Here is a 25,071-nt window from a genome sequence, read left to right on the forward strand (position 1 = left end):
CTCGATCACGACGTCGGAAGCACCGCCGATCATCACGAGATGCTCGACATTGTCGCGCCGCACCAGGATGAGCTGACGCTGCCGGTCGAGGTCGTGGATATCGACCACGCCGAGCCGCGGCTGGCGGGTCCTGCCGCTGCCCTGGCCCTTGAACTTGAGCCGACCCCCAGAGATCCGCCGCAGGAAGAAGGCGAAAAGCGCGACCAGCACCAGGACGATCGCGAAGGCGATGATCCAGCGCAGGCCGGTCGAGAGTTCGAAGCCAAACAAAGTCTGCAAGGTTTGCCTCATGAAGCGACGCGACAGCCACGCGCAGCCTCACTTTTAAAGGCTGCCCGGGGATGAACCTGCTGGCTATACCATAACGCCCGCGAATTCGGGAGACATGGTTACCGGATGGTTAACCGGATTGTCACCATTCGCCGATCTTAACGCGCCGTTAACCATGGGCCCGGCAATAATTGCCCAGTTCCGCGCAGTTGCGGCGCGCCCGGGAGCCGGAGATCGGAGCCATGTCGAACACCGGCCTCAACCTGATGGGCGCCCTCAAGACGCGCATGCACTGGCACCAGAGCCGGCAGAAGCTGCTGGCCGAGAACGTTTCCAACGCCGATACGCCGCGTTTCAAGCCGCACGATCTCAAGGCGCCCTCGCCTGCCGGCGGCGGCCTCGTTCTGGCGCAGACCTCGCCGCTCCATCTCGGCCCTGCCGGGAGCGTCAACGGCTTCGACCCGCGCGATCCCAAGCGCTTCGAGACCACACCGAGCGGCAACAGCGTCAATCTCGAGGACGAGATGCTGAAGGTCGCCCAGAACCAGTCCGACTATCAGCTCGCAGCCTCGCTCTACAGCAAGGGGCTCGGGCTGATGAAGATCGCCATCGGCAAGGGCCGCTGAAAATTGCGCCGCTGAGACCTCGGCTGCTCAGGAGAAACACTATGGATCTGCTCAAGAGCATCGCGGTGGCGGCCTCGGGCCTGCGTGGCCAGGCCGGGCGCATGCGCGTCATTGCCGAGAACCTCGCCAACGCCGATTCGACGCCGGACCGCGCCGGCGTCGATCCGTATCGCCGCAAGATCGTCACCTTCCAGGGCCGTCTCGACCGCGAGCTCGACGCCCAGGTGGTCGAGCTCGGCCGGGTCGAGCGCGATCGCGGCGCCTTCCGCACCAAGCTCGACCCCGGCCACCCGGCAGCCGACGCCGCGGGCCAGGTCCGGATGCCGAACGTCAATTCGCTGATCGAGAGCATGGATATGCGCGAGGCCCAGCGCAGCTACGAGGCCAACCTCAACGTGATCTCGTCGACGCGCCGCATGCTCCAGCGCACCATCGACATCCTGCGCGCCTAGACCCTGAATTCGAAACGGAACGCCAGCCATGACCACGTCCAGTTTCGCCGCCGGAGCTTACGCCTCGATGCAGGGCATCGGCGGCGGCGGATTGCTGAAGAAGCCCGCCAGCGCCGGTCTTGCCGGCGGCGCCGCAACCGGTATGCCGGACTTCTCCTCGCTGCTCGGCAAGGCGCTCGATTCGACCACGCAGGCGGCCCGTGCCGCCGACGTGCAGACCGCCAGCGTCGCGGCCGGCCGCTCCGACATCGTCGATGTCGTGACGGCGGTTGCCGAGAGCGAGGCGGCGATCGAGACGCTGGTCGCGGTCCGCGACCGGGTCATCGCCGCCTATGAGGAAATCATGCGGATGCCGGTCTGACCGCGGCATCCCCGTCCCCGAAAGCACCTGCGGAACCTGCCCCATGACCTCCGGAGCCATCCTCGACGTCGCCCGCGACGGCATCGTCGTCTTTCTCAAGGCCGGCGCACCGCTGATGCTGATTGCGCTCGGCGTCGGCCTCGTCGTCTCGCTCTTCCAGGCGCTGACCCAGATCCAGGAGCAGACCCTGGTCTATGTCCCGAAGATCCTCGCGGTCTTCGCCGCCCTGCTGCTGTTTTTGCCGTTCATGGGGGACGCGCTGGCAGGCTATATGGGCAGGGTCGCCGTCCGAATCGCCACGGGCGAATGATTCTCGCGCCTGCCTGCCGCGCCCTCCTCGGGCCGGGCCAGGGCAGGCGCATCTCCTGGCGCAGGAATCCGGGCCGCCAGATGCAGATCGCGATCCTGCCGGAGATCAGCGCCCTGTTCGTACTGGTCTTCGCGCGTGTCGGCACGCTGGTGATGCTGATGCCCGGCATCGGCGAGCGCTTCATCCTCTCCCGCGCGCGGCTTTCTCTGGCCTTCTTCGTCGCCCTCGTCATGCTGCCCATGGCCCGCAGCACGATCACCCTGCCCAGCGAACCTGCCGCGGTCGGCGGCCTCCTGATCAGCGAGATCCTGATCGGCCTCGCTCTCGGCTCCTGCGTGCGCCTGCTGATGGGCGCCCTGCAGACCGCCGGCCTGATCGTCGCCCAGACCATGGGTCTCGGCTTCGCCATGACCGTCGACCCGTCCGGCGGGATGCAGAACCCCTCGATCGGCAACTTTCTCTCGATGCTCGGCATCACGCTGATCCTCGCTTCCGACCTGCACCATGTCGCTTTGGTCGCGATCCATGAGAGCTATCGCCTGCTGCCGCCCGGCGGCTTCCCGGATGTCGGCGACGTGCTCGGGCTTGCAGTCAAGGCGATGTCGCGCGGCTTCGCGCTCGCGGTGCAGATCTCAGCTCCGTTCATCGTCTTCGGCCTGCTGTTCAATCTCGGCCTCGGCGTGCTCGCGCGCCTGATGCCGCAGATGCAGGTCTTCTTCCTGGCGATCCCGGCCTCGATCCTCGGCGGCATGCTGGTCCTGCTCGCGGCAGTCGGCGTGATGATGGGCGTCTTCCTCGAAGATCTCGGCGCCTTCCTGCGCCAGCTCACCGGCATCTGAGCGGAGGCGTGCATGTCTGACGAACCGGACAAGGACGATCGCACAGAGGAGCCGACCCAGCGAAAGCTCGAGCAGGCGGTCGAGAAGGGCGACGTCGCCCGTTCGCAGGAGATCGGCACCTTCTTCGTGCTCTGCGGATTCACGCTCGCGTTGCTGATCGCCGCCGGCTCGTCCGCCCGCGAGGCGACGCTGCAATTGCGTTCCTTCCTGATGAACGCGCACCAGGTGCCCTCCGGCGGCGACGCGCTCTTCCACGTCACCGCCAAGGGCGTGATGACCGGCTTCGCGGCGCTCGCCCTGCCCCTCGGCTTCATCCTCGTGGCGGCTCTCGCCGGCGCGCTGATCCAGCACAAGCCGCTCTGGACCACCGAGCCGCTGATGCCGAAGTTCAACCGGATCTCGCCCATGGCCGGCGCCAAGCGCATCTTCGGCAAGGAGGCCTGGGTCAATTTCGCCAAGGGCCTGGCCAAGATCATGCTGGTCGGCGTCGGCGTCTGGATGGTGCTCTGGGGCGAGCGCGACCGGCTGCAGAGCTTCGCCCAGATGGATGTCAGCGCCCTGCTGCCGGCCGTGCTGGTGCTGACCATCAAGCTGATGGCCGGGGTGCTCGCAATCTTCGCGGTCATCGCCATCGGCGATTTCGGCTACCAGCGCTTCAGCTGGTACCAGCGCCAGCGCATGACCCGGCAGGAACTCAAGGACGAGTACAAGAACAGCGAAGGCAATCCCGAGGTGAAGGCCAAGCTGCGCCAGCTCCGGGCCCAGCGTGCCCGCTCGCGCATGATGGCGCAGGTGCCGAAGGCGACGGTGATCATCACCAACCCGACCCACTTCGCCGTCGCGCTGCAATATGAGAACGGCCAGGGCGCCCCGGTCTGCCTCGCCAAGGGTGTCGATGCCATCGCGCTGAAGATCCGCGAGGTCGCCGGCGCGCACGACATTCCGATCGTCGAGAACCCGCCACTGGCGCGCGCGCTTTACGCCACGGTGGAGATCGACGAAGAAATTCCTGTCGAACACTACCAGGCGGTGGCCGAAGTCGTCGGTTACGTCTTGCGCCTGAAGCGCCGCCGCGCCTAACTCGCGGGCTGGCGCGCGATCGCAAGATTACCGTGCCCGCTGCCCGCATGGCGTGGGCGGATTGAAGGAAATGGACCTGCCGCAATGACCGCAAGCACGGCGACGACCGCGATCGATCGTTCCGACAGGCCGGGCCATGTCGGCATCATTCTCCTGGTGGCGGGGCTGCTCGTCGGCGCCGCGATCGCGCTCGGCTTCATCGCCAATGAATGGGCCCAGCCGCTGATCCTCGGACTGCTCGCCCTCCTCTCGGTCGTCGGCGTATTCTGCCTCTTCGCCTTCGCGATCGGGCTGCTGCAGTTCTCCGGCCGGGCGGCCCGCAACGACCTGACCAAGATCATCGTCGACGGGGCCGAGGACGGAGTCGTCGTCACCGAGGGCGACGACCGCATCGTCTATGCCAACGAGACCTATCTGACGCTCGCCGGCGCCCGCAACGCCAGCGAGATCGCCCCGGTCGAACGGCTGTTCAAGGGCCGCGCCGAGGTCTCGGAAGCGATCTACCGGCTGGCGACCGCAGCGCGCGCCGGGCGCCGGCTCTCCGAGGAGATCCGGCTCGAGCCCGCCCTGAACGAACGCGCGGCGGTCGGCTGGTACCGCGTCCGCGTCACGCCGATCACCCGCGCCGGACGGCCCGCATCGCTCTGGACGGTGTCGGACGTCACGCCGGAGCGCGAGCGCCAGGAGAACGCGTTCCAGGAGCTCCAGCACGCCATCGATTACCTCGACCACGCCCCGGCCGGCTTCCTCTCGATGAACGCCGATGGCGAGGTGCCCTATCTCAACGCCACCCTCTCCGGCTGGCTCGACTACGACCTCGCCCGCTTCGGCTCGGGCGGCCTGCACCTCGAGGACATCGCCTCGCCCAACGCCGCCGCCCTGATCCAGGCCATTCGCGGCCAGCCCGGCGATGTCCGCATCGAGGTGCTCGACGTCGACCTGCGCCGCCGCAACGGCCAGTCGCTGCCGGTCCGGCTGCATCATCAGGTGGCCTTCGGCCAGGACGGACGGGCCGGCGCCTCCCGCACCCTGGTGCTCAACCGCGCCGCCGGCGAGGCCGGAGCCGATGCGCGCAGCGATGCCGAGGCGCGTTTCGCCCGCTTCTTCCACTCGACGCCGATGGCGATCGCCACCGTCGACCGCACCGGTGCGATCCTGCGCTCCAATGCCGCCTTCACGCGCCTGACGCCGCAGGGCGTCCAGCCGGCCACGATCCAGGAACTCGTCAACGGCAATGGCACATTGGGCGAGGCCTTCGAGGCGGCACTCGCCGGCAAGGGCGAGATCGCCCCGCTCGACCTGACGCTCACGGGCGAGGAAGGCCGTTCCGCGCGGCTCTATCTCTCCCCCGTCCCGGCGACCGAGGACGCCGATGGCGAGCGGGCCATCGTCTATGCTCTGGAGACGACAGCCGAGCGCAAGCTCAAGGACAATATGGACCAGGCCGGCAAGATGCAGGCGGTCGGCCAGCTCGCCGGCGGTATCGCGCACGACTTCAACAACGTGCTGCAGGTCATCATCAACGCCTCCGAGTTCCTGCTCGCCAGCCACAAGCCGACCGATCCGTCCTTCCCGGACATCATGCAGATCAAGCAGAATGCCTACCGGGCGGCTGCGCTTGTCCGACAGCTGCTCGCCTTCTCGCGCCGGCAGACGCTGCGCCCGCAGGTGCTGGCGCTCGGCGACGTGCTCTCCGACCTCTCGCTGATGCTGAAGCGCGTCGTTGCCGACAAGATCGCGCTCGACGTCCGCCAGGGGCGCGATCTCTGGCCGGTCAAGGCCGATCTCGGCCAGCTGGAGCAGGTCGTCGTCAACCTCGCGGTCAATGCCCGCGACGCCATGCAGGATGGCGGCAAGCTCCAGGTCCGCACCCGCAATGTCGCGGCCGAGGAGATTCCCGGGCTCGGCCACGCCGCCCTGCCCGCCGCCGACTACGTCCTGCTCGAGGTCGAGGACAGCGGAACCGGCATCCCGCAGGAGCATCTGGAGAAGATCTTCGAGCCCTTCTTCACCACCAAGGAGGTCGGCAAGGGCACCGGTCTTGGCCTCTCCATGGTCTACGGCATCGTCAAGCAGACCGGCGGCTTCGTCTTCTGCGACTCCGTCATGGGCCGCGGCACGAACTTCAAGATCTTCCTGCCGCGCTACATTCCGAGCGAGGAGGACCTCGCTGCCGAGGCCGCCGCGAAGGAAGCCCCGAAGAAGGCGGCCGCCGACCACACCGGCGCCGGCGTCATCCTGCTGGTCGAGGACGAGGACGCAGTGCGCGCCCTCAACGCCCGGATGCTGGTCTCGCGCGGCTACACCGTCCACGAGGCGGCTTCGGGCGTCGAAGCGCTCGACATCTTCCTGCGCCATGAGGGCAAGATCGACCTCGTCATCTCCGACGTCGTCATGCCGGAAATGGATGGCCCGACCCTGCTCGGCGAGCTGCGCCAGCGCAATCCAGAGACGAAGGTCGTCTTCGTCTCCGGCTACGCAGAGGAAGCCTTCCGCAAGAACCTGCCCGAGGGCGAGGAATTCCACTTCCTGCCCAAGCCTTTCACGATGAAGCAGCTCGTCGAGACCGTGAAGGCGACCATGGGCTGAACCGGCTGCCGCAACCGGCGACCTGTCGCGCCAGCGGGACGCTCCGCAAGCCTGCGGCTACTGAGGCTGTTCTGGGAACCGCCCAAGAGAGGTAGTCGAAATTGACACTGGCGAGCGTTAACGAAGCCCGTATACTGGAACTCCACCCGGCCTGGACTGGATGCCGAAAGTGCGGATTTCTTCGTGCTTCCTGCTTCGTCTGCTTGCGCTCGCGCTGGTCTTCACCGGTGCGCTCGGGATAGCTGCGGCCAATGAGCCGAAGGAGCGCCGCGTCGCGCTCGTGATCGGCAACGCCGCCTATCGCGCCGCGCCGGCTCTGCCGAACCCCGGCAACGATGCGCAGGACATGGCCGCGGCTCTCAAGGCCCTCGGCTTCGAGGTGATCGACGGCCATGACCTTGACCGCCGCGGCATGGGCGAGGCGCTCAGCCGCTTCGCCCGCGCCGCAAACGGCGCCGATGCGGCCCTAGTCTTCTATGCCGGCCACGGCCTGCAGTTTCGCGGCGAGAATTTCCTGCTGCCCGTCGACGCCGCTCCGAGCGACGAGTTCGCGATCCCCTACGAGACGACCCGCGTCGCCGATCTTGTCGATGCCCTGCAAAACGCCAAGGGCATCCGCATCCTCATCCTCGACGCCTGCCGCAACAACCCGCTCGCGGACCGGATCGCCAGTTCCGGGCGCAGCCGTGACAGCTCGATCGGGCGTGGCCTCGCACGCATGGCCCAAAGCTCGGGCATGGTCGTCGCCTATGCCACGCAGGCCAACGACGTGGCTGCGGACGGCACCGGCCGCAACAGCCCGTTCAGCGCGGCCATGCTCGAGCATCTCAGCGAACCCGGCCTCGAGATCGGCCAGATGTTCCGGCGCGTCGCGGTCAGCGTCAATCAGCGCACCAAGGGCCGGCAAACGCCCGAACTCTCGCTGTCCCTGCTCGGGGACTTCTACTTCAACCGGGCCGAGACCGATCTCCAGGCCTGGTCCAAGGTACGCGACAGCAACGAGGCGCCGGCCCTGCGCGGCTTCATCGAGCGGTTTCCGAAGAGCTATCTCGCGGATGCGGCAAGGGCCCGCATCGATGCGGTCGAGCGCGCCCAGCGCGAGGACACGCTGCGCCGGCAACTCGCCGGCTATGAGGAGGAGCGGCGCCGGGCGGCGCAGGCGGCCGAGACCGCCCGGCAGGCCGAGGCACAGCGTCTGGCAGCCGAAAGGACGGAGCGCGACCGCTTGTCCGCCGCCCAGGCCGAAACAAGGCGCAAGGCCGAGGAGGAAGCGGCCCGGCAGCAGGCTGAGCAGCGCCGCCGCCTCGACCAGCGGCTCGCAGAACTCGAAGCCGAGAACCGCAAGGTCCAGGCCGAACTCGCCTCACGTGCCGAGGAACAGGCCCGCCGCGCCCGCGACGACAAGGAGCGCGAAAGCCAGGCCCGCGAGCGTGAGCGCCTGTCGGCGGCGCAGACCGACCGGCTGAAGACGGCCGAAGCCGAGGCAAACCGCCAGAAGCAGGAGGAGGAGCGCCGCATCGCCGAAAGGCTGGCGAAGCTGGAGGAGGAGAACCGGCGCGCCTCCGCCGACCTCGCGGAGCGCTTCAAGGCCGAAGCGGCCATTCGTCAGGCCGTCGAGCGCGACCGGGCACGGCTCGTCGGGGAGCTCGAAACCGAGCGGCGGCGTGCGGCGGAGGAATTGCAGCGCGTCCAGCGCGAGGCCGCCAACGCCGCGGCGCGCGAAGCGGCCTCGACCTCTGCTGCGCCGGTGCGCGTCGCCAACCTGCCGCAGGATGGCGCCTCCGCGCCGACCGCCTCCCCAGCTATCCAGCTCGACCTTGCGGGCCTGACCAAGACGATCAACGTCGAACTCGGCCGAATCGGCTGCTACCGCGGCAGGCCCGAGGGCGAATGGTCGAGCCGGCCGACCAGCCGCGCCGTGCAGGAGTTCGCGCGGCTCGCCCGGATCACCCCGCCGGACGCTCCAAGCACCGAATTCCTCGACCTCCTGAAACGCCAGAGCGGGCGGATCTGTCCGCTGCAATGCTCGGCCCGGCAGATCGAGCGCGACGGCGCCTGCGTCGCCAAGTCCTGCCCGAGCGGCCAGCGGCTCGACGCCGATGGCGATTGCGTCGCACCGAAACCAAAGCGGGTCGCCCAGCCCGCCGCCGAACCACGGCAGAAACAGCGCCCGGCCCCCGCGGCGCCTCGGGGCGGACGCTGCTTCACCTTCAACGGCCAGTCCTTCTGCGAGTGAGTGTTACATAGATCAGCGACATTCGGAGCACAGCACTATGCGCCTTGCTAGCTCGCTTCTTCCGACATCGCTGCTCTCGGCTCTGTTGCTCCCGTCCGCAGCCGATGCGGAGGCCAGGTTTCGCGTCACGGCATCCTGGGTCGAGAACCAGATCGCGCCCGAAGAGCGGGCGAGAAACATGCACTTCACCTATCTGGTCACGCTCGGAAACGACAAGAAGGTGCGTGAGACCAGCCAAATGCGCATGGAGAGGCGGCGCGCCGGCCCCCCCGACCAGTCTCGTGAATCCCAGCTCGGCGAGACCGGCGGTGGCAGGGCGCTCACGCAATGGAAAGTCGTCAACGAGTCCACGCTGGTACGACTGACCGGCTGGCCATCTCATACATTTGCGATCTGGCTCCGCACCCAGGGCGACCGATCATGCACCGCCTCACTCGAATGGCGCCTGAAACCGGGCTTCACCATCTACGAAAGCTGGTCGTCGATACGTGGCCAGTATCGCAAGTTCACCGAGCCGGCCTGGCCGAGGGCGACATGCGAAGTGCTGTGAGCCCCGCCACGCCTTCCATTGCTTCAGGGTGCCCGCGGCCGGCTCTCCGTGACCGGGACGGTGGATGGCTTGCCTGCCTGCCGCTGGTCGGGGCGCTGCTCCTTTCCGTGCCTTTCGCTTCGGCCGCGCATGCGGAGGCTCGGTTCCGCCTCTCGCTGGCCTGGGTGACGCCGATTGTCGAGCCGCGTCCGCACGACCGCCTGGTGCAGACGAGCTTCATCGTGACGCTCGCCGACAAGGGAAAGGTGACCGAAGCGGTGACCCGGACGACGGGCCGCCGGCGCCAGTCGGTCTCGATGCAGGAGCGGGAAGCCGATCTCGGGGACGAGCTCGGCGGCCGCTCCGGCGCCCAATGGCGGGTCCTCAACGAGAGCACGCTGGTGCGGGTGGCGGCCCGGCCTTCCCATACCTTCGCGATCTGGCTGCGCACCGATGGCAGCCGCTCCTGCACAGTCTCGCTGGAATGGCGCCTGAAGCCGGGCTTTACAGTCTTCGAAGGCAGGTCGCGGCGAGGCAGGGAGCCGAGATTCTTCACGCAGCCAAGAGTAGAGGCGGCCACCTGCGAAGTGCTGTAATCGCGCGCCGACCCGGATTTACGGGCCGGGAATCCCATAATTCGGAGCATTCGCAGTAAGGTTAAATTCGCTCGACCATTGAAAGGCAATCGGCGCGAGAGCATGACCCTGACGCTGGCGTGCCTACCGGGCTGCCGTCGGGAATGCTCAGGACGCGCATGCCAAGCTTCTATCGATCCGCACGGAGCGCCGGAGACATTCTCAGGGCGAACAATGGCGAAGGACCCGGCTTCAACGCCTTGCGGCTCGCCCTCTCGGTCTTGATCCTCGCCGTGCATTCGGCCTGGGTTGCGGGCGCCGATACGAGCCAGGACTGGGAAGGGCTTCAGGGCCTGTTCCGGCTCAGCCTAGTGCCGGCCTTCTTCGCGCTCAGCGGCTTCCTCATCACCGGCAGCGCCCTGCGCACGGGGGCGGTCAAGCCCTTCATCACGCTGCGCCTCATCCGCATCTTCCCGGCACTTTTCGTCGAGGTGACGCTTTCTGCGCTGGTGCTCGGGCCGATCTTCACGACTTTCCTGCTGGCGGACTACTTCCGCGACATCCGCTTCCTAGAATATTTCGGCAACATCGTCGGTCGCATCCGCTTCGAGCTGCCCGGCGTGTTCGAGACAAACCCGTTGCCGAACACGGTCAACCAGAACCTCTGGACGCTGAAACCGGAATTCTACTGCTATATCCTGATGGCGCTGATGATCTATTTCGGCATCGTCAGGAGCCGCCGAACCTTCACCTCGTTCGTGGTCGTGCTCTCGGCCGCCGCCACCGTCGCGGCCTACGCCTACGGCTTCGGCGTCAGCGAGGCGAACTACCACTGGACCGTGGTGGTCTTCTATTTCTTCGTCGGCTGCGTCTACTTCCAGTGGCGCGACCATCTGACGATCCATTGGCTGCTCTTCCTCGCGGCGCTGGCGACTTCGATCGTGCTGATGTCGGCTCCGCGCGAACTCGCCTTCCTCGTCACGCCCTTCCTGACCTATTGCGTCATCTATATCGGCCTGCTGCCGCTGCGACTGCCCGAACTGCTGCGCAAGCTCGACGTCTCCTACGGCATCTATCTCTACGGCTTCCCGATCCAGCAGGCGCTGGTGGCGAAGTTCGACTTCGTCCATGGCGACGGCGTGATCCTGTTCCTGGTGTCCGCCCCGATCGTGACCGCCTTCGCGCTGTTCTCCTGGCTCTATGTCGAGAAGCCGTTCCTCAAGGTGAAGCGCTATGTCCTCGGCGACCGGCCGCCCGAAACCGGCTCGCCGGCAGCGCCCGAAGTCGGCAGCGGCAAGGGCGCGCAAGGCATCGCGCCGGCAACGCGCTGAGGGCGCGGGCCTTCGCTCCCAGCCCGGCGGATCAGGCTCGCCGGGTCCGCATGCGGCTGACGAACTCCATCCCCAGCACGGCGAACGCGAAGAGGACCCAGAGCGGGTCAGCGCGGTTGAGGAAAAACGATTCGAGCATGCCGACATAGGTCATCAGGATCACGATCATCGCGAACAGATCCGCCAGCCTTTGCCGTGCCGGGTCCTGCACGGCGCGCAGATAATTCCGCAGCGGCAGGACCATCAGGCAGAAGATCACCACGACCGCGCCGGGAATGCCGAACATCAGCATCGCGTCGAGATAGCTGTTGTGCGCCGAGCCGATACCGCGAATGTCCCAGCTGGCCTCGAAATTCTCCTCGAGCCTGGTGACGACCGGCGTCTGCCAGAACCCGAAGATCCCGTGCCCCAGCCAGGGCTTCTCGCCGATATGGGTCATGGCGAAGCGCCAGATTTCATCGCGTCCCGTGAAAGTCGGGTCGGAGCTCAGCGAGGCCGAGACTTGAAGCAGCGCCGGTGACAGCACGGTGCCGACCGTCAGCCCCGCAACCAGCAGCACCAACGCGACATGGATCGCGAGCACGAGGCGCGGCCTTCCCGTCAGGCGCGCGAACAGCACGAGCCCCACCGCGATCGGCAGGAAACCCATCGTCGTCTTGGAGCCGCTGTTCAGCACGAAGAGCGTGCCGAGGCCGATGATCGCCAGCCCCCGCAGCCTGATCCCGCTGCGCCAGCAATAGATCCCGATCATGGTGAGGATCGAGAACACCGGCGCGGCGAAGTTCTTGTGCGTGAGGTGCCCGCGCCAATCGCCGGCATGGCCGCCCTCGACGCCCTCCGATCCATGGATCGCCAGCTGCGGCGCCAGCAGGATCGCGGCATAGACCAGCAGCAGCACCGTGAGCGCAGCGGTTGCAGCAGCGCCGGCAAAGTCGCGCTCGCTGCGCGGCAGCACGAGCACACCGACGACCATGACCAGCGCGAACGTGCTCAGCAGCAGCGCCCGCAGCGACGCCTCCGGATCCGGCGCCTGCCGGGCCGAGAAGGCCGCGACCAGCAGGACGATAATCAGGCTGCTCGAGCGCAGCTGCGCCAATACGGAGCGCTCCGACAGGCGCAGCATCGCCGCAAGGTAAATCAGCGCGAGGCTGACATAGCCGATCTGGTTGATGACGTTGCCGGTCGAACCGCCCTCGTCGGGTATGTCCGGCACGCCGGCGAAAGGCTGGAAGGTCAGGATCATCAGCAGCAGGCCGAAGCCACTCAGCAGGGCGGCGGCGACGCGCGCGCCGTCGACCGGGACGCCTGGCGCCACGGCGGCCGCGCCGCTCCCCTTCTCGCCGATGCCGACCGTCATCCTGTCCCCGAGGCTCCCGCCGTGCGCCAGCCCGAGCCGCGCCGGCGGGCCAGTATTGGACACACAACCTTAAGGGCCTGTAGCCAAAGACTGCGTTCTCGCCGCTCGGGGGCTCGCGGCGTCGCCGGATCGCGCGGTTCTTCCGCCCGGCGCGCCCGACGACAGGACGAGGCCAGAATGGACCCGGCAGCGGCGCAGTCAGCCCCCTTCGTCTGGGGCATCGTCGGCACCGGCGCAATCGCCGGTCTCTTTGCTGAGGATCTGCACCTGATCCCCGGAGCCCGGCTCGGCGCAGTGCATTCGCGCAGCCTCGATAAGGCGCAGGACTTCGCAGCCCGTTTCGGCGGAGCCACAGCCTATGACGACCTCGATGCCTTCCTCGCCGATCCGGCGATCGAGGCGGTCTATATCGCCACCCCGAACAATCTCCACGCGCTTCAGGCCCTCGCCGCCATCGCCGCGGGAAAGCCGGTCCTGATCGAGAAGCCGATCGCGCTCTCTTCGGGTGATGTCGAGGCGATCGCCAAGGCTGCCGCCGAACGCGGCGTCTTCGCCATGGAGGCGATGTGGACGCGTTTCCTGCCGGCGATCGTCGCCCTGCGCCAGCATCTGGCAGCCGGGCGGATCGGCCGGATCAGGCGACTGCGTGCCGATCTCTCCTATTTCCATCCGCAGCAGCCCGGAAGCCGCTTTTTCGAGCCAGCGCTAGGCGGCGGCGCCGCGCTCGATCTCGGGGTCTATCCGCTCTCTCTAGCCTTGCACCTGCTCGGCCAGCCCGAGCGTGTCGAAGGGCGCTGGTTCTCTTCGGCGAGCGGCGTCGATCTTCGCAGCGAATTCGCCCTGCACTATCCCGAGGCGACCGCCGAGCTCTCCTGCGGTTTCGATCGCGACGGAGCCAATCTGCTGCTCATCGAGGGCAGCGAAGGCTCGCTGCGGATCGAGGCGCCCTTCCTAAAGGCCCAACGCCTGATGCAATTCGCGCCCGGCGCCCTCGCCACGCCCTGGCGTGAGAGGAACAACCCTGCATTCCTCCGCAAGGTGCTGGACCGGCTGCCCTTGCCGGGCGTGCGGCGCGAGACCTTCCCCTTCCCCGGCAACGGCCTCCAGTTCCAGGCACAGGCGGTGATGACCGCGATCCGGACCGGCGCCACGCGCTGCGAAACCATGCCGCTAGCCGAAAGCGCGGCGGTGCTAGGCATGATCGAGATGGTACGGGCGCAGCCTGCGGCGGCAGCAGCCCGCTAGAACGAGCTTTGCATCCGATAGGGTTGCGCCAGCGCGCCCGCGCCATTCAGCGCCAGCGCCAGCTCGGTGATGTGGAGCGCAAGCTCGCCTGAGAAGGCCGGCTCCCGCCCCGCCGCGACCGCCTCGGCCTGGGCCGCGATACCGCCTGCGAAATCGATCTGCGAGGGAAACGCCGGCAGCGCGCCTTTGCTTGCGCTGGGGTAGGCAAGACGCCGGCCCGGGGTTGGCTTCCAGGGCAGCGCGCTGCCGAGCCGGGCTTCGAGCTGACCGAGGAGTCGCCCGAGCAGCGGGCGCGGGGCACCGACCTGCTCGAGATGCACGGCCGAGCGGTTGTCCCAGAGGTCGCGCACGGTGAGCGAACCGCCATCGCCGAAGACCTGCAAGGAGCGATCCCGAGGCGCCGCCAGGCCGGAGCTCAGCCGTGCCACCACGCCCGAGCGGAACTGCAGGCAGCCGACCGAGAAATCCGGAGCCATCGCCAGCGCTTCGGTGCCCGGCCCCTTGTCCGGGAAGGTCAGCGCAGCGAAGGCGGTGACGCTCTCGACCGGGCCGAACAGCGAAACCAGCCAGGTCAGGGCATATCCGGCATGTTCGAGCGTGCAGCCGATCTCGAATTCGTGCAGCCCCGGCCAGGCAGCGCCGGAGCGCGAACGCCATGTCGCCCATTTGTCGCGAAAGACCGGCCCGTCCTCCATCGCCGCATAGACGAGCCGCGGCCTGCCGATCCTGTCGTCGCGCAGGGCTTGAGCCACCAGCCGATGCGCATCGCTGAGCCCGTTGGCCGGCGCGGCGGCGAACGTCAGCCCGCGCTGCCGCGCCAGCGCGACCAGCTCCCGAGCCTGCGCAAAATCCATCGCCAGCGGCTTTTCGCTATAGACATGCTTGCCGGCGCCAAGCGCGCGGCTGGAAATCTCGTAATGGCTTTCCGGCGTCGTCAGATTGACGACGATGCCGACCCCGGGGTCGCCGAGCAGCGCATCGAGACCGGCATAAGCCGACACTCCATGAAAGGCGCAGAAGGCCTGGAGCCGCGCGGCATCGCGATCCCACGCTCCAGCGAGCACCAATTCCGGGTGATTGGCGAGGGTCGTCATATAATAGTCGGCGACAAAGCCAGTGCCGACGATCGCGATCTTCATGACAGGCCCTCGGGCTTCCAGCTTGCCCGAGGCGTTATCGCGGAGAATGCCGACTAATTCGTTGATGGTCTCGCTGGCGCCCCGGCCTCGCCTATCCGGCAAAGCCCGCACCGGCCTCGGTCGCGCCGAAGCGCAGCAGCCGGCAATCGCGCACGGCCGCCTGCCGATGCGCCATCGCCTCGCGGTAGGTCGGATCGCGGAACAGGGCGGCGAACGCCTCGACGCTCGGATATTCCGCGATGAAGCAGACATCCCAGCGCTGGCCGCCGGGACCGATCAGCGCCTGTTCGAAATCGCCGCGCCAGAGGATGCGGCCGCCGAGCCGGGCCAGCACCGGCGCGCTGATCCGGCCATAGGCTGCGAAGGCGTCGGCACCGCTCGCCTCCCGCTCGTCGGGATACCGCGCTCGCTCATGCAGGCGGACCAGGTTGAGCATCTGCACCGGGCCGGGGCGAGCGGCCTCGCGGAAGGCCGTGAATGCTTCGCGGGAAAAGCTGGTGAAGCTCTGCATCGGCTCTTGCCTCACTTCGCCGCGGCGGCGCGCGACCAGGCGCCGGCATAGTTCGGCGCCCGTCGCGCCAGCCACGCATCGAGCCCCTCGCGCAGGTCGAAGGTCGGCGCCATCCGCGCGAACTGCTCGCTCTCGATCAGCAAGCCCTCGCCAATGCTGCCATTGATCCCGCGCGTCACCGCCGTGAGGATACTGGCCGCCGCCAGCGGCGAATGCCGCAGCATCCGCTGCGCCAGCGCCCTTGCCGCCGGCAGCAGCTCATCATGCGGCACGATCTGGTTGATCAGCCCCATCTCGAGCGCCCGCTCCGGTGTGAACGGATCGCCGGTCAGCAGCAGCTCCAGCGCCCGCTTGCGCCCCGCCAGCCGCGGCAGGCGCTGCGTGCCGCCGAAGGTCGGCGGCATCCCGAGATTGATCTCCGGCTTGGCGAAGATCGCCCGTTCGCTTGCGATGGCGAGATGGGCCGCTTCGGTGATCTCGCAGCCGCCGCCATAGGCGAGCCCGTTGACGGCGGCGATCACCGGCTTCGGGAAGGCCTCGAGCCGCGCCGTCAGGGCCTGCCCGCGGCGGACGAAATCCCGCACCGCATAGTCCGGCCCGGCCGCGACGCTGCGCGAGAACTCAGCGATGTCGCCGCCGGCCGAGAAGGCGCGCTCGCCCGCCCCGGTCAGGATCACCGCGCGGATGGCAGGATCGGTCTCGATCCGGTCCAGCAGCAGGAGCAGGCGGTCGATCAGCGCATAGTTCAGCGCATTGAGCTTGGCAGGGCGGTTGAGCGTCAGCGTCGCGACGCCCTCCCGGCATTGCATGAGGACGGTGTCGATCTCGGACATGGCGTGGGCTCCAGCGGTTTTGGATGCCGCTACGCTGCCTCGCCGCACCGTTTACGTATACTACCTATACGGTATACATAGCGGCATGACCGAACCCGAAAGCCCGACGCGCAAGCGCATCGTCGACGCCGCGAGCAAGCTCTTCTATGCCGAGGGTATCCGCGCGGTCAGCGTCGATGCCGTCGCCGAGAAGGCGGGCCTGACCAAGCGTACGCTCTACTACCATTTCGAGAGCAAGGACGAGCTCGTCGCCGCCTATCTCGAAGCGCGCGACCAGCCCAATCTCAAGCTGATGGCCGGCTGGTTCGACGCTGCCAAGGGCGGACTGCCGGAGAAGGTCGAGGCGATATTCCAGAACCTCGCGCGTGCCGCGCGCAATCCGCGCTGGAAGGGCTGCGGCTTCCTGCGCACGGCCGCCGAGCTCGCCGCCCTGCCCGGCCATCCTGCCATCAAGATCGGCGCCCGCCACAAGGCCGGCTTCGAAAGCTGGCTTGCCGGCGCCTGCGCGGCCCATGGCATAGCTGCGCCAGCGGAACTGGCGCGCCAGATCGTGCTGCTGATGGACGGCGCCTTCGCGATCATGCTGATCCACCGCGACCCGGCTTATGTCGAGGCCGCCGGCCGCGCCGCCGCGGCCCTGGCGGTCGCCGCCTTGCGCGCGCCCTCGGTTTGATCGCCCCCGGCCAGCGATTAGAGCATTTCCGCGATGCAGAGAATCGCGGGAATGCCCTATCTCTTTGTTTCATCGCATTTTCTTCACGCGAACCGGTACCCACTTCGCTCAAAAATGCTCTAGTTTGCCGCCATGACCGCACGGCCGCGCCTCGCCTATGGCATCTTGCTCCTGCTGCAGACCATCTGCGCCGCGCTGCTGCTCTTCTACATCCACATGGCCTTCCGGATCGTCACCGAGAAGCCCGGCGAGCTACACAGCCTGCCGGCTTCGATCCTGCTCCAGGTCGTCATCGCGATCCTGATCGGCCAAAGCTGCTACTGGACGCGCCTGGGTCATGTGCCGGTGCCGGACGGCATCTACAGCCCGGTGCTCGGCCACCTCCTCGCCTTTGCCGGCCGCCTCTCCTCGATCTTCGGCGGGGCGCTCTTCTCGATCTATTTCCTGCGCCAGCTGCCGGCGATCCAGCAGCTCAGCCTCGACGCCGGGCTGCTCTGGCGCTGCCTTTTGGTCTTTGCCATGCTGTTCGCGATCTACTGCTACACGCTGGAGCTGGAGCGCCTCGGCGCGGCCTGGCAGAAGCAGCGGGAACCGGAGGACCAGAGGCAACCCGGCAGACCGGCGAGCTGATCCCGCCGTCGCCTCAGCCCGAATTCCCTCTCCTTTGCCGCCGGGCCCGCAGCCGCCCGAGCCAGGAGCGCGCGCGCTCCCGTACTGCCCGGCCCAGCACCACGGCGCGCTGCCAGGCGGCGGACGCCTTGACCCGCTCGACCACGATCTCCCTGATCCGGTCGAGCCAGGCCATGCAGCGCGCAAACCAGCCGATCGTCAGCAATTGCGCGCGCCCGGCATGGTAGACCCGCTCGACCAGCAGGAAGCTGGTGAGATGGCCGACCGCCATCAGCGCGATGCCGCCGAACCAGGCGCCGCGCGCCAGCAGAAGCAGCGAGAGCAGCTTCAGCGGCTCGGCCACGGCGAAGGGCACCGCCAGCAGGGCGAGCACGCCATAGGGCGGCAGGCGCCCGATCGCCGCCTCGATCCGGGCCACGATCCGGAATGAGCCGAACCAGGCAAGCAGCGGCCGGTAGAGCGGCCGCGCCAGCTCGTCGAGCACGATGATCAGGCCGACGACGAGATCGACCGGGATGAGCAGGAGACGAAGAAGCCGGGTGCGCATGAAGGGCCCGATCTGCGGGGGAAGCCCGGACGGCATAGCACGTCGCCGCTTCGATCGCTGTGCCGCAGTGCGAGGGCCGCTCCTTTCGCCCGTCCGGCTCCCGCCTAGGCCGGCGGCGTACGATCCGGCCTGCGGCAGAGCGCGAACACGCCGAAGGCGATCAGCTGGCCGGCGACGAGCACGAACGGCCAGGTGAAGCTTCCGGTCCTCCCGGCGACGACGGCGAACATCAGCGGACCGCAGATCGAGCCGATGAAGCCGAACAGGCTGGCGCCGGAGGTTACCTCGCCGATCAGCGCGGCCGGCGAAGCCCGCGCCAACTCGGCCATATGGACGCCGTTCCAGCCCATCGAGGTCGCGCCGACCAGCACCATGCAGCCATAGATCAGCCAGGGGCTGGCGGGCGCTGACCAGACCAGCAGGAGGACCGCGCCGCCCGCTCCCAGAGCCAGGACCGACAGGAGCGTCAGGCCATTGCCCAGCCTGTCGGCCAGCCAGCCGAAGAAGATGCGGGCCACCGTGCTCGCCGCCAGCAGCATCGACATGTAGAGCCCGGCCTGCGCCAGGCTCTGCCCACGCTCGGTGACCATATAGGTCGCGGTGAAGGCCGTGATGCAGGACTGCGTTATCGAGAACGCCACCCCCATCGCGGTCAGCATCGGCAAGGCCGGATGGGAATTGAGAACCCGCGCCGCCCTGGTCAGGGAGGATGGCGACAGGAACAGGCGCGGCCAGCCCGGATTCCGCGGCCCCTTCTCCGCGTCGAGCCGCCGCTGGAAGAGCTGGGCCAGCAGGGCGCAGGCGAGGACGATGGCGACCAGCGCCACGACCGCGCCGGTGAAGCCGAATGCCAGCACCAGCGGCGCGACCACGATGCCGGCGATCGCGCCGCCCAGCGGCACGCCCGCCTGCTTGATGGAGAAGATCAGCGTGCGGTGTTCCGGCGGTGAGGCACGCATCAGCACCTGGCTGCCGGCGGGTGTGTTCGGCGCCAGCCCCAGGCCGACGAGCAGCGCCCCGACGAGGCCGAGCGCGCCGAGCGGCTGCGCCAGCAGCGCGAGGCCCGCGGCGACGAGGACCAGGCCGAGCTGCAAGGTGCGGATCGGTCCGTAATGATCGAGCATCGGCCCGCCGCAGGCCAGGAACCAGCATATCCCGACCGAGACCACGGCCGAGACATAGCCGATATCCTCGGGGGCCAGGCCCCAGCGCAGCGTCAGGATCGGCCCCAGAAGCGGAATCGCGGCGGCGGCGAACGAGCTTGCGACTTGCGCGAGGAGAGTCGCGCTGAGCGCGCTTCCCCACAATGGCAGCTTCACACCAGTTCCCCCCGACTCGCCGCCACCGGATCTCATGCTGTCCGGCATCGAGGCCGGGCCGATATGCGCGTGGCGGCGTTGTCCCGGTCTTCCTGCAACGCGCCTTCACGGTCGAGGCCGGCCATGTGCGGACGGCCCTGCGCCGGGCGCATGCGCGGCCTGGAACCGGCCGGCAGGGCCTCGCCACCCGCCTCCGACGTTGCCCGCGCACGAGCCTGTCGCGGCCGGAGGCAGGCGTCGAGCCCGGCCCCGCTGGGCATATGAAACCGCTACATCGTCGAGAACAAAAAAAGAACTTGCGCATGAGAACAAACAGTGACCATAGTCGCTGATCGGCGCGATTGAGATGTCCTCGCGCCCCTGCCATAAGGAGCGCACGTCGTGAATCAGGCGAATCTCAAGCTCGTGGAAGGCTCTTCGATGGACAAGGCTAAGGCGCTCGACGCGGCGCTCTCGCAGATCGAACGGGCCTTCGGCAAGGGCTCGATCATGCGCCTGGGCAAGAACCAGCAGGCGATCGAGATCGAGACGGTCTCGACCGGCTCGCTCGGCCTCGACATCGCGCTCGGCGTCGGCGGCCTGCCCAAGGGCCGCGTCGTCGAGATCTACGGGCCGGAATCCTCCGGCAAAACCACGCTCGCCCTGCACACCATCGCCGAAGCCCAGAAGAAGGGCGGCGTCTGCGCCTTTGTCGATGCCGAGCACGCGCTCGACCCGGTCTATGCCCGCAAGCTCGGCGTCAATCTCGACGACCTCCTGATCTCCCAGCCGGACACCGGCGAGCAGGCGCTCGAGATCACCGACACGCTCGTCCGCTCCGGCGCCATCGACGTGCTCGTGGTCGACTCGGTCGCCGCGCTGACCCCGCGCGCCGAAATCGAGGGCGAGATGGGCGACGTCCAGCCCGGCCTGCAGGCCCGCCTGATGAGCCAGGCGCTGCGCAAGCTGACGGCGTCGATCTCGCGCTCGAACTGCATGGTCATCTTCATCAACCAGATCCGCATGAAGATCGGCGTGATGTACGGCTCGCCCGAGACCACCACCGGCGGCAACGCCCTGAAGTTCTATGCCTCGGTCCGTCTCGACATCCGCCGCGTCTCGACGCTGAAGGAGCGCGACGAGGCAACCGGCAACCAGGTCCGTGTCAAGGTCGTCAAGAACAAGGTCGCGCCGCCCTTCAAGCAGGTCGAGTTCGATATCATGTTTGGCGAGGGCATCTCGAAGGTCGGTGAACTCATCGATCTCGGCGTCAAGGCCGGCATGGTCGAGAAGTCGGGCTCCTGGTTCTCCTTCGACAGCCAGCGCCTCGGCCAGGGCCGCGAGAACGCCAAGGCCTTCCTCAAGGCCAACCCCGACGTCGCGGCGCGGATCGAGGCGACCATCCGCCAGAATTCCGGCCTCGTCGCCGACCGCATCCTCGATCAGGCCGATCCGACCGCCGAGGATCTCGACGAGGGCGAGGCCTAAGAGGCCCCCTCCTCCGACCCGTTCGGCAGGGCGATACGAGACGGGCGGCGCGAGCCGTCCGTTTCTTTTTGACTCCAACCCCTTATCGGGGGCATTGCCGGCGACGGCGTTTCTGGACAGCCGCAACCGCGCTGACTAGAACCTTTCACCCTTTCCGGCTGCGCCGGTCCCTTGCCAGAGAACCAGAGCCAAGATTGCGATGAGCGGCGTCAACGAGATCCGGTCTACCTTCCTCGACTACTTCAAGGGCCAGGGCCACGAAGTCGTGCCGTCGAGCCCGCTCGTGCCGCGCAACGACCCGACGCTGATGTTCGCCAATTCCGGCATGGTGCAGTTCAAGAACGTCTTCACCGGCCAGGAGAAGCGTCCCTATGTCCGCGCCACCACGGCGCAGAAATGCGTGCGCGCCGGCGGCAAGCACAACGACCTCGACAATGTCGGCTACACCGCCCGCCATCACACCTTCTTCGAGATGCTGGGGAACTTCTCCTTCGGCGACTATTTCAAGGAACAGGCGATCAACCATGCCTGGACCCTGGTCACGCGCGAGTTCTGCCTGCCCAAGGAGAAGCTGACGGTCACCGTCTACTCCGAGGACGACGAGGCGCACGGCCTCTGGAAGAAGATCGCCGGCCTGCCGGAATCCCGGATCATCCGGATCTCGACCTCCGATAATTTCTGGCGCATGGGCGATACCGGCCCCTGCGGCCCCTGCTCCGAGATCTTCTACGACCATGGCGACCACATCCCCGGCGGCCCTCCGGGTTCGCCCGACGAGGATGGCGATCGCTTCATCGAGATCTGGAACCTCGTCTTCATGCAGTACGAGGAGGCCGCGGGTGGCATCAGGACGAACCTGCCCCGGCCCTCGATCGATACCGGCATGGGGCTGGAGCGCATCGCCGCCGTGCTTCAGGGCACGCATGACAACTATTCGATCGACCTGTTCGCCGCGCTGATCCGCGCCGTCGCCGACCTGACCAATGTCCCGTCCGACGGGCCGATGGCCGCGAGCCACCGTGTCATCGCCGACCATCTGCGCTGCTCGGCCTTCCTGATCGCCGACGGCGTGCTGCCTTCGAACGAAGGTCGCGGCTATGTGCTGCGCCGGATCATGCGTCGCGGCATGCGCCATGCGCAGCTGCTCGGCGCCAAGGATCCGTTGCTGCACAAGCTGGTGCCGGTGCTGACCCGCGAGATGGGCCGGGCCTATCCCGAGCTGGTCCGCGCCGAGGCGCTGATCACCGAGACGCTGAAGCTCGAGGAGACCCGTTTCCGCACCACGCTGGCGCGCGGCCTGTCGATCCTCGACCAGGAATCGCAGGGACTCGGCTCCGGCGACAAGCTGCGCGGCGACGTCGCCTTCACCCTCTACGACACCTATGGCTTCCCGCTCGACCTGACGCAGGACGCTCTGCGCGCCCGCGGCGTCGGCGTCGATGTCGAGGGCTTCGACGCCGCCATGCAGCAGCAGAAGGCCAAGGCCCGCGCCGCCTGGGCCGGGACGGGCGAGGCCGCGACCGAGAAGCTCTGGTTCCCCCTGCGCGAGCGCATCGGTGCCACCGAGTTCCTCGGCTACGACACCGAGAGCGCCGAGGGCGTCGTCACCGCCCTGGTCCGCGACAATGCCGAGGTCGAGGTTCTGAAGGCCGGCGAGAGCGGCCTCGTCGTCCTGAACCAGACCCCGTTCTACGGCGAGTCGGGCGGCCAGGTCGGCGATACCGGCACGATCTCCGGCCCCGGCTTCAGCGCCGAGGTCTCGGACGTCCAGAAGAAGCTGGGCGAAGTCTTCGCCCATGCCGTCAAGGTCACCTCCGGCGAGATCAAGCTCGGCGCCCCCGCCGAGCTGACCGTCGACCATGCCCGCCGCACCGCGATCCGCGCCAACCATTCGGCGACGCACCTGCTGCACGAGGCGCTGCGCCTCGTGCTCGGTGACCATGTCGCCCAGAAGGGCTCGCTCGTCTCGGCCGACCGGCTGCGCTTCGACTTCTCGCATCCCAAGCCGATCTCCGAGGAGGAGTTGGCCCGGGTCGAGGAGCTCGCCAACGCCATCGTCCTGCGCAACGAGCCGGTGACGACGCGACTGATGAGCGTCGACGAGGCGATCGCCTCGGGCGCCCGCGCGCTCTTCGGCGAGAAGTACGGCGACGAGGTCCGCGTCGTCTCGATGGGCACCAATGAGGACGGCAAGGCCTATTCGGTCGAGCTCTGCGGCGGCACCCATGCCGCCCGCACCGGCGATATCGGCATCGTCAGCGTCACCGGCGAAGGCGCGGTCGCGGCCGGCGTGCGCCGTCTCGAGGCGATGACCGGGGCCGGTGCGCGGCGCCAGCTCAACGCCGATTCCCGCCGCCTGCGCGATCTCGCCGGCCTGCTCAAGGTGCCGGCCGGCGAGGCGGAAGCCCGGCTTGCCGCCTTGATCGAGGAGCGCCGCAAGCTCGAGCGCGAACTGACCGAGGCCCGCAAGAAGCTCGCCATGGGCGGTGGCGGCGAGGCCCAGGATCCGGCCCGCGAGGTCGCCGGCACAAAACTTCTCGCCCGCGCCGTGACCGGCGTCGAGATGAAGGATCTGAAGAGCCTGGTGGACGAGGCCAAGACCAAGCTCGGCTCCGGCGTCGTCGCCATTGTCGGCGTCGCCGAGGATGGCAAGGCCGGCGTCGTCGTCGGCGTCACGCCCGACCTGACCGAGCTCTACGACGCGGTCGCGCTGGTCCGCTCCGCCTCCGAGGCGCTGGGCGGCAAGGGCGGCGGCGGCCGCCGCGACATGGCGCAGGCCGGCGGCCCCGACGGAGCCCAGGCACAGGCGGCGCTCGAAGCCGTCGCCGCCGCGATGGGCTGAGGCGCAAGATGGCGCCCGCCCCGCAGCCTGGCATGAGCTGGCGGCGGCGGGCGCATCTGATCATCGACAAGGGCGCCGGCGACGATCTCTCGGTGCGCCTCGTCCATGGCGGGCTCGTCCTGCTGATCATCGTCAATGTCGCGGCGCTGGTGCTGGAGTCGGTACCGAGCCTGGCGGCCTCTCATGGCCGGCTGTTCTTCTGGATCGAGCTCGTCTCGGTCGTGATCTTCACCCTCGAATACGGCCTGCGCCTCTGGACCGCCCCGGAGCATGCCCGCTATCGCGGGCTCAGCGACGGCGTCGCGCGCCGCGCCTATGCGCTCTCGGGCCCGGCCATCGTCGATTTTCTGGCGACGGTACCGCTCTACACCGCGCTTCTCGGCTATAACGACCTCAAGATCCTGTTGCTGTTCAGGCTGCTGCGCTTCTTCAAGCTCGGCCGCTACTCGCCCGGCATGGCCTCGCTCGCCGCCGCGCTGGCTGCGGAGCGCAAGGCGCTCTTCGCCTGCTTCGTCATCCTGATCGGCGTGATGCTGCTGGCGGCGACCGCGATGCATTTCGCCGAGCACGACGTCCAGCCAGCGAAATTCGCCACCATCCCCGATGCGATGTGGTGGGCGATCATCACCCTGACGACAGTCGGCTATGGCGACGTCTTTCCGACCAGCCCGCTCGGCAAGGTCGTCGCCTCGTTCACGGCGGTGATGGGCCTCGTCATGCTCGCGCTCCCGGTCGGCATCATCGCCACCGCCTTCGCGCAGGAGATCCACCGGCGCGAATTCGTGGTGACCTGGAGCATGATCGCCAGGGTGCCGCTGTTCAGCGGCCTCAATGCCGCCGAGATCGCCGAGATCATGCGGGTCCTGCGGGCGCAGAGCGTGCGCGGCGGCGCCGTCATCCTGCGGCCCGAGGAACCGGCGCAGGCGCTCTATTTCGTCGCCAGCGGCGAGGTCGAGATCATGCGCGAGGAGGCGAGAGACCTTGGAAGAAGGCTGCCATTTCGGCGAACTGCCATTCGAGACGCCCGGCGGACACGCCCGGCTCGCCGCGCGCGCCAAGGTGCCGAGCAAGCTCCTGGTGCTCGATCCCATCGATTTCCGGGCGCTGACCAGCCGCTATCCGGACCTCGCCGCGCATCTGCAGCGCCTCGCGCCATGATCCTGCGCCGTCGCCATCTGCTGGTGGCCCTTGCCGGGCTCGCCACGCCCGCTTTCGCCCAGCCACCGAAGCCAGCCCGCCCGGTTCAGGGCCCGGCCCTGTCGGCGCCGCGCTCGCTGATGGCGGGTGCGATGGCGAGCGCGGCGCCGACA

23 protein-coding genes and 1 pseudogene are annotated in these 25,071 nt (G+C 68.0%); 17 read left to right on the top strand and 7 right to left on the bottom strand.

The window, feature by feature from the left end:
* Positions 1–279, bottom strand: a pseudogene (locus RKE40_RS26900) (flagellar biosynthetic protein FliO); the annotation flags it as partial.
* Between the two features lie 233 nt (positions 280–512).
* Here RKE40_RS26900 and flgB point away from each other — a divergent pair.
* From flgB to RKE40_RS26955, 11 genes are all read left to right on the top strand, one after another.
* Complete coding sequence (gene flgB, locus RKE40_RS26905; RefSeq protein WP_316021242.1) at positions 513–896, top strand: flagellar basal body rod protein FlgB; 384 nt, start codon at positions 513–515, stop codon at positions 894–896.
* A gap of 41 nt (positions 897–937) precedes the next feature.
* Positions 938–1,348, top strand: a complete 411-nt coding sequence (gene flgC / locus RKE40_RS26910) for a flagellar basal body rod protein FlgC (protein ID WP_066472358.1) — start codon at positions 938–940, stop codon at positions 1,346–1,348.
* 28 nt (positions 1,349–1,376) lie between these two features.
* A complete protein-coding gene (gene fliE, locus RKE40_RS26915) occupies positions 1,377–1,709 on the top strand; it encodes a flagellar hook-basal body complex protein FliE (RefSeq protein WP_066472357.1) in 333 nt (110 codons plus the stop codon).
* Positions 1,710–1,752: 43 nt separating this feature from the next.
* Entirely contained in the window at positions 1,753–2,019 is a 267-nt protein-coding gene (gene fliQ / locus RKE40_RS26920; protein ID WP_316021243.1) for a flagellar biosynthesis protein FliQ, read from the top strand.
* 80 nt (positions 2,020–2,099) lie between these two features.
* Entirely contained in the window at positions 2,100–2,858 is a 759-nt protein-coding gene (gene fliR, locus RKE40_RS26925; protein ID WP_316021244.1) for a flagellar biosynthetic protein FliR, read from the top strand.
* Between the two features lie 12 nt (positions 2,859–2,870).
* Positions 2,871–3,938, top strand: coding sequence for a flagellar biosynthesis protein FlhB (flhB, locus tag RKE40_RS26930; RefSeq protein ID WP_316021245.1), 1,068 nt, complete (start codon positions 2,871–2,873; stop codon positions 3,936–3,938).
* Positions 3,939–4,022: 84 nt separating this feature from the next.
* Positions 4,023–6,527, top strand: coding sequence for a cell cycle histidine kinase CckA (gene cckA / locus RKE40_RS26935; protein WP_316021246.1), 2,505 nt, complete (start codon positions 4,023–4,025; stop codon positions 6,525–6,527).
* A 169-nt stretch (positions 6,528–6,696) separates the two neighbouring features.
* Positions 6,697–8,763, top strand: coding sequence for a caspase family protein (locus RKE40_RS26940; protein ID WP_316021247.1), 2,067 nt, complete (start codon positions 6,697–6,699; stop codon positions 8,761–8,763).
* Positions 8,764–8,800: 37 nt separating this feature from the next.
* Entirely contained in the window at positions 8,801–9,313 is a 513-nt protein-coding gene (locus tag RKE40_RS26945; protein ID WP_316021248.1) for a hypothetical protein, read from the top strand.
* Between the two features lie 107 nt (positions 9,314–9,420).
* The gene (locus RKE40_RS26950; RefSeq protein ID WP_316021249.1) at positions 9,421–9,888 is read left to right on the top strand and encodes a hypothetical protein; all 468 of its coding nucleotides are present in this window, start codon (positions 9,421–9,423) and stop codon (positions 9,886–9,888) included.
* A 158-nt stretch (positions 9,889–10,046) separates the two neighbouring features.
* A complete protein-coding gene (locus RKE40_RS26955; RefSeq protein ID WP_316021250.1) occupies positions 10,047–11,198 on the top strand; it encodes an acyltransferase family protein in 1,152 nt (383 codons plus the stop codon).
* Positions 11,199–11,229: 31 nt separating this feature from the next.
* On the opposite strand, the gene RKE40_RS26960 is transcribed toward RKE40_RS26955, so the two are convergent.
* A complete protein-coding gene (locus tag RKE40_RS26960; protein ID WP_316021251.1) occupies positions 11,230–12,555 on the bottom strand; it encodes an O-antigen ligase family protein in 1,326 nt (441 codons plus the stop codon).
* A 177-nt stretch (positions 12,556–12,732) separates the two neighbouring features.
* Between RKE40_RS26960 and RKE40_RS26965 the strand changes: the two genes are divergently transcribed.
* Entirely contained in the window at positions 12,733–13,800 is a 1,068-nt protein-coding gene (locus RKE40_RS26965; RefSeq protein ID WP_316021252.1) for a Gfo/Idh/MocA family protein, read from the top strand.
* On the opposite strand, the gene RKE40_RS26970 is transcribed toward RKE40_RS26965, so the two are convergent.
* From RKE40_RS26970 to RKE40_RS26980, 3 genes are all read right to left on the bottom strand, one after another.
* Positions 13,797–14,939: a Gfo/Idh/MocA family protein gene (locus tag RKE40_RS26970; protein WP_316021253.1), complete on the bottom strand. Its 1,143-nt coding sequence runs from the start codon at positions 14,937–14,939 to the stop codon at positions 13,797–13,799. The two genes, RKE40_RS26965 and RKE40_RS26970, sit on opposite strands and share 4 nt — an antisense overlap.
* Before the next feature lie 91 nt (positions 14,940–15,030).
* Positions 15,031–15,450 carry a DUF1330 domain-containing protein gene (locus tag RKE40_RS26975; RefSeq protein WP_316021254.1) on the bottom strand — a complete coding sequence of 140 codons (420 nt, stop codon included), beginning with the start codon at positions 15,448–15,450 and terminating at the stop codon, positions 15,031–15,033.
* Between the two features lie 11 nt (positions 15,451–15,461).
* A complete protein-coding gene (locus tag RKE40_RS26980) occupies positions 15,462–16,283 on the bottom strand; it encodes a crotonase/enoyl-CoA hydratase family protein (RefSeq protein WP_316021255.1) in 822 nt (273 codons plus the stop codon).
* An 85-nt stretch (positions 16,284–16,368) separates the two neighbouring features.
* Here RKE40_RS26980 and RKE40_RS26985 point away from each other — a divergent pair, with 85 nt between their 5' ends.
* Both RKE40_RS26985 and RKE40_RS26990 read left to right on the top strand, forming a co-directional pair.
* The gene (locus RKE40_RS26985; RefSeq protein WP_316021256.1) at positions 16,369–16,956 is read left to right on the top strand and encodes a TetR/AcrR family transcriptional regulator; all 588 of its coding nucleotides are present in this window, start codon (positions 16,369–16,371) and stop codon (positions 16,954–16,956) included.
* Positions 16,957–17,088: 132 nt separating this feature from the next.
* Positions 17,089–17,586, top strand: a complete 498-nt coding sequence (locus RKE40_RS26990; RefSeq protein WP_316021257.1) for a hypothetical protein — start codon at positions 17,089–17,091, stop codon at positions 17,584–17,586.
* A 13-nt stretch (positions 17,587–17,599) separates the two neighbouring features.
* Here RKE40_RS26990 and RKE40_RS26995 read toward each other — a convergent pair whose 3' ends face one another.
* On the bottom strand, positions 17,600–18,133 hold the full coding sequence (locus RKE40_RS26995) for a hypothetical protein (RefSeq protein ID WP_316021258.1): 534 nt from the start codon (positions 18,131–18,133) through the stop codon (positions 17,600–17,602).
* Positions 18,134–18,237: 104 nt separating this feature from the next.
* Complete coding sequence (locus tag RKE40_RS27000) at positions 18,238–19,452, bottom strand: MFS transporter (protein WP_316021259.1); 1,215 nt, start codon at positions 19,450–19,452, stop codon at positions 18,238–18,240.
* 381 nt (positions 19,453–19,833) lie between these two features.
* On the opposite strand from RKE40_RS27000, the gene recA reads away from it, so the two are divergent.
* From recA to RKE40_RS27015, 3 genes are all read left to right on the top strand, one after another.
* The gene (gene recA, locus RKE40_RS27005) at positions 19,834–20,919 is read left to right on the top strand and encodes a recombinase RecA (protein ID WP_316021260.1); all 1,086 of its coding nucleotides are present in this window, start codon (positions 19,834–19,836) and stop codon (positions 20,917–20,919) included.
* Positions 20,920–21,118: 199 nt separating this feature from the next.
* Positions 21,119–23,761: an alanine--tRNA ligase gene (gene alaS, locus RKE40_RS27010; RefSeq protein ID WP_316021261.1), complete on the top strand. Its 2,643-nt coding sequence runs from the start codon at positions 21,119–21,121 to the stop codon at positions 23,759–23,761.
* An 8-nt stretch (positions 23,762–23,769) separates the two neighbouring features.
* Positions 23,770–25,071: cyclic nucleotide-gated ion channel (locus RKE40_RS27015; RefSeq protein WP_316021262.1), on the top strand; the 1,302-nt coding region annotated here is incomplete at its 3' end.

Origin of the sequence: Allobosea rubneri, assembly GCF_032464875.1 — a bacterium.
Lineage (GTDB): Bacteria > Pseudomonadota > Alphaproteobacteria > Rhizobiales > Beijerinckiaceae > Allobosea > Allobosea rubneri.

Coding starts and splice junctions, on each gene's coding strand:
- flgB (WP_316021242.1), top strand. CDS start 513: ATGTCGAACACCGGCCTCAACCTGATGGGCGCCCTCAAGACGCGCATG.
- flgC (WP_066472358.1), top strand. CDS start 938: ATGGATCTGCTCAAGAGCATCGCGGTGGCGGCCTCGGGCCTGCGTGGC.
- fliE (WP_066472357.1), top strand. CDS start 1,377: ATGACCACGTCCAGTTTCGCCGCCGGAGCTTACGCCTCGATGCAGGGC.
- fliQ (WP_316021243.1), top strand. CDS start 1,753: ATGACCTCCGGAGCCATCCTCGACGTCGCCCGCGACGGCATCGTCGTC.
- fliR (WP_316021244.1), top strand. CDS start 2,100: ATGCAGATCGCGATCCTGCCGGAGATCAGCGCCCTGTTCGTACTGGTC.
- flhB (WP_316021245.1), top strand. CDS start 2,871: ATGTCTGACGAACCGGACAAGGACGATCGCACAGAGGAGCCGACCCAG.
- cckA (WP_316021246.1), top strand. CDS start 4,023: ATGACCGCAAGCACGGCGACGACCGCGATCGATCGTTCCGACAGGCCG.
- RKE40_RS26945 (WP_316021248.1), top strand. CDS start 8,801: ATGCGCCTTGCTAGCTCGCTTCTTCCGACATCGCTGCTCTCGGCTCTG.
- RKE40_RS26955 (WP_316021250.1), top strand. CDS start 10,047: ATGCCAAGCTTCTATCGATCCGCACGGAGCGCCGGAGACATTCTCAGG.
- RKE40_RS26960 (WP_316021251.1), bottom strand. CDS start 12,555: ATGACGGTCGGCATCGGCGAGAAGGGGAGCGGCGCGGCCGCCGTGGCG.
- RKE40_RS26965 (WP_316021252.1), top strand. CDS start 12,733: ATGGACCCGGCAGCGGCGCAGTCAGCCCCCTTCGTCTGGGGCATCGTC.
- RKE40_RS26970 (WP_316021253.1), bottom strand. CDS start 14,939: ATGAAGATCGCGATCGTCGGCACTGGCTTTGTCGCCGACTATTATATG.
- RKE40_RS26975 (WP_316021254.1), bottom strand. CDS start 15,450: ATGCAGAGCTTCACCAGCTTTTCCCGCGAAGCATTCACGGCCTTCCGC.
- RKE40_RS26980 (WP_316021255.1), bottom strand. CDS start 16,283: ATGTCCGAGATCGACACCGTCCTCATGCAATGCCGGGAGGGCGTCGCG.
- RKE40_RS26985 (WP_316021256.1), top strand. CDS start 16,369: ATGACCGAACCCGAAAGCCCGACGCGCAAGCGCATCGTCGACGCCGCG.
- RKE40_RS26990 (WP_316021257.1), top strand. CDS start 17,089: ATGACCGCACGGCCGCGCCTCGCCTATGGCATCTTGCTCCTGCTGCAG.
- RKE40_RS26995 (WP_316021258.1), bottom strand. CDS start 18,133: ATGCGCACCCGGCTTCTTCGTCTCCTGCTCATCCCGGTCGATCTCGTC.
- alaS (WP_316021261.1), top strand. CDS start 21,119: ATGAGCGGCGTCAACGAGATCCGGTCTACCTTCCTCGACTACTTCAAG.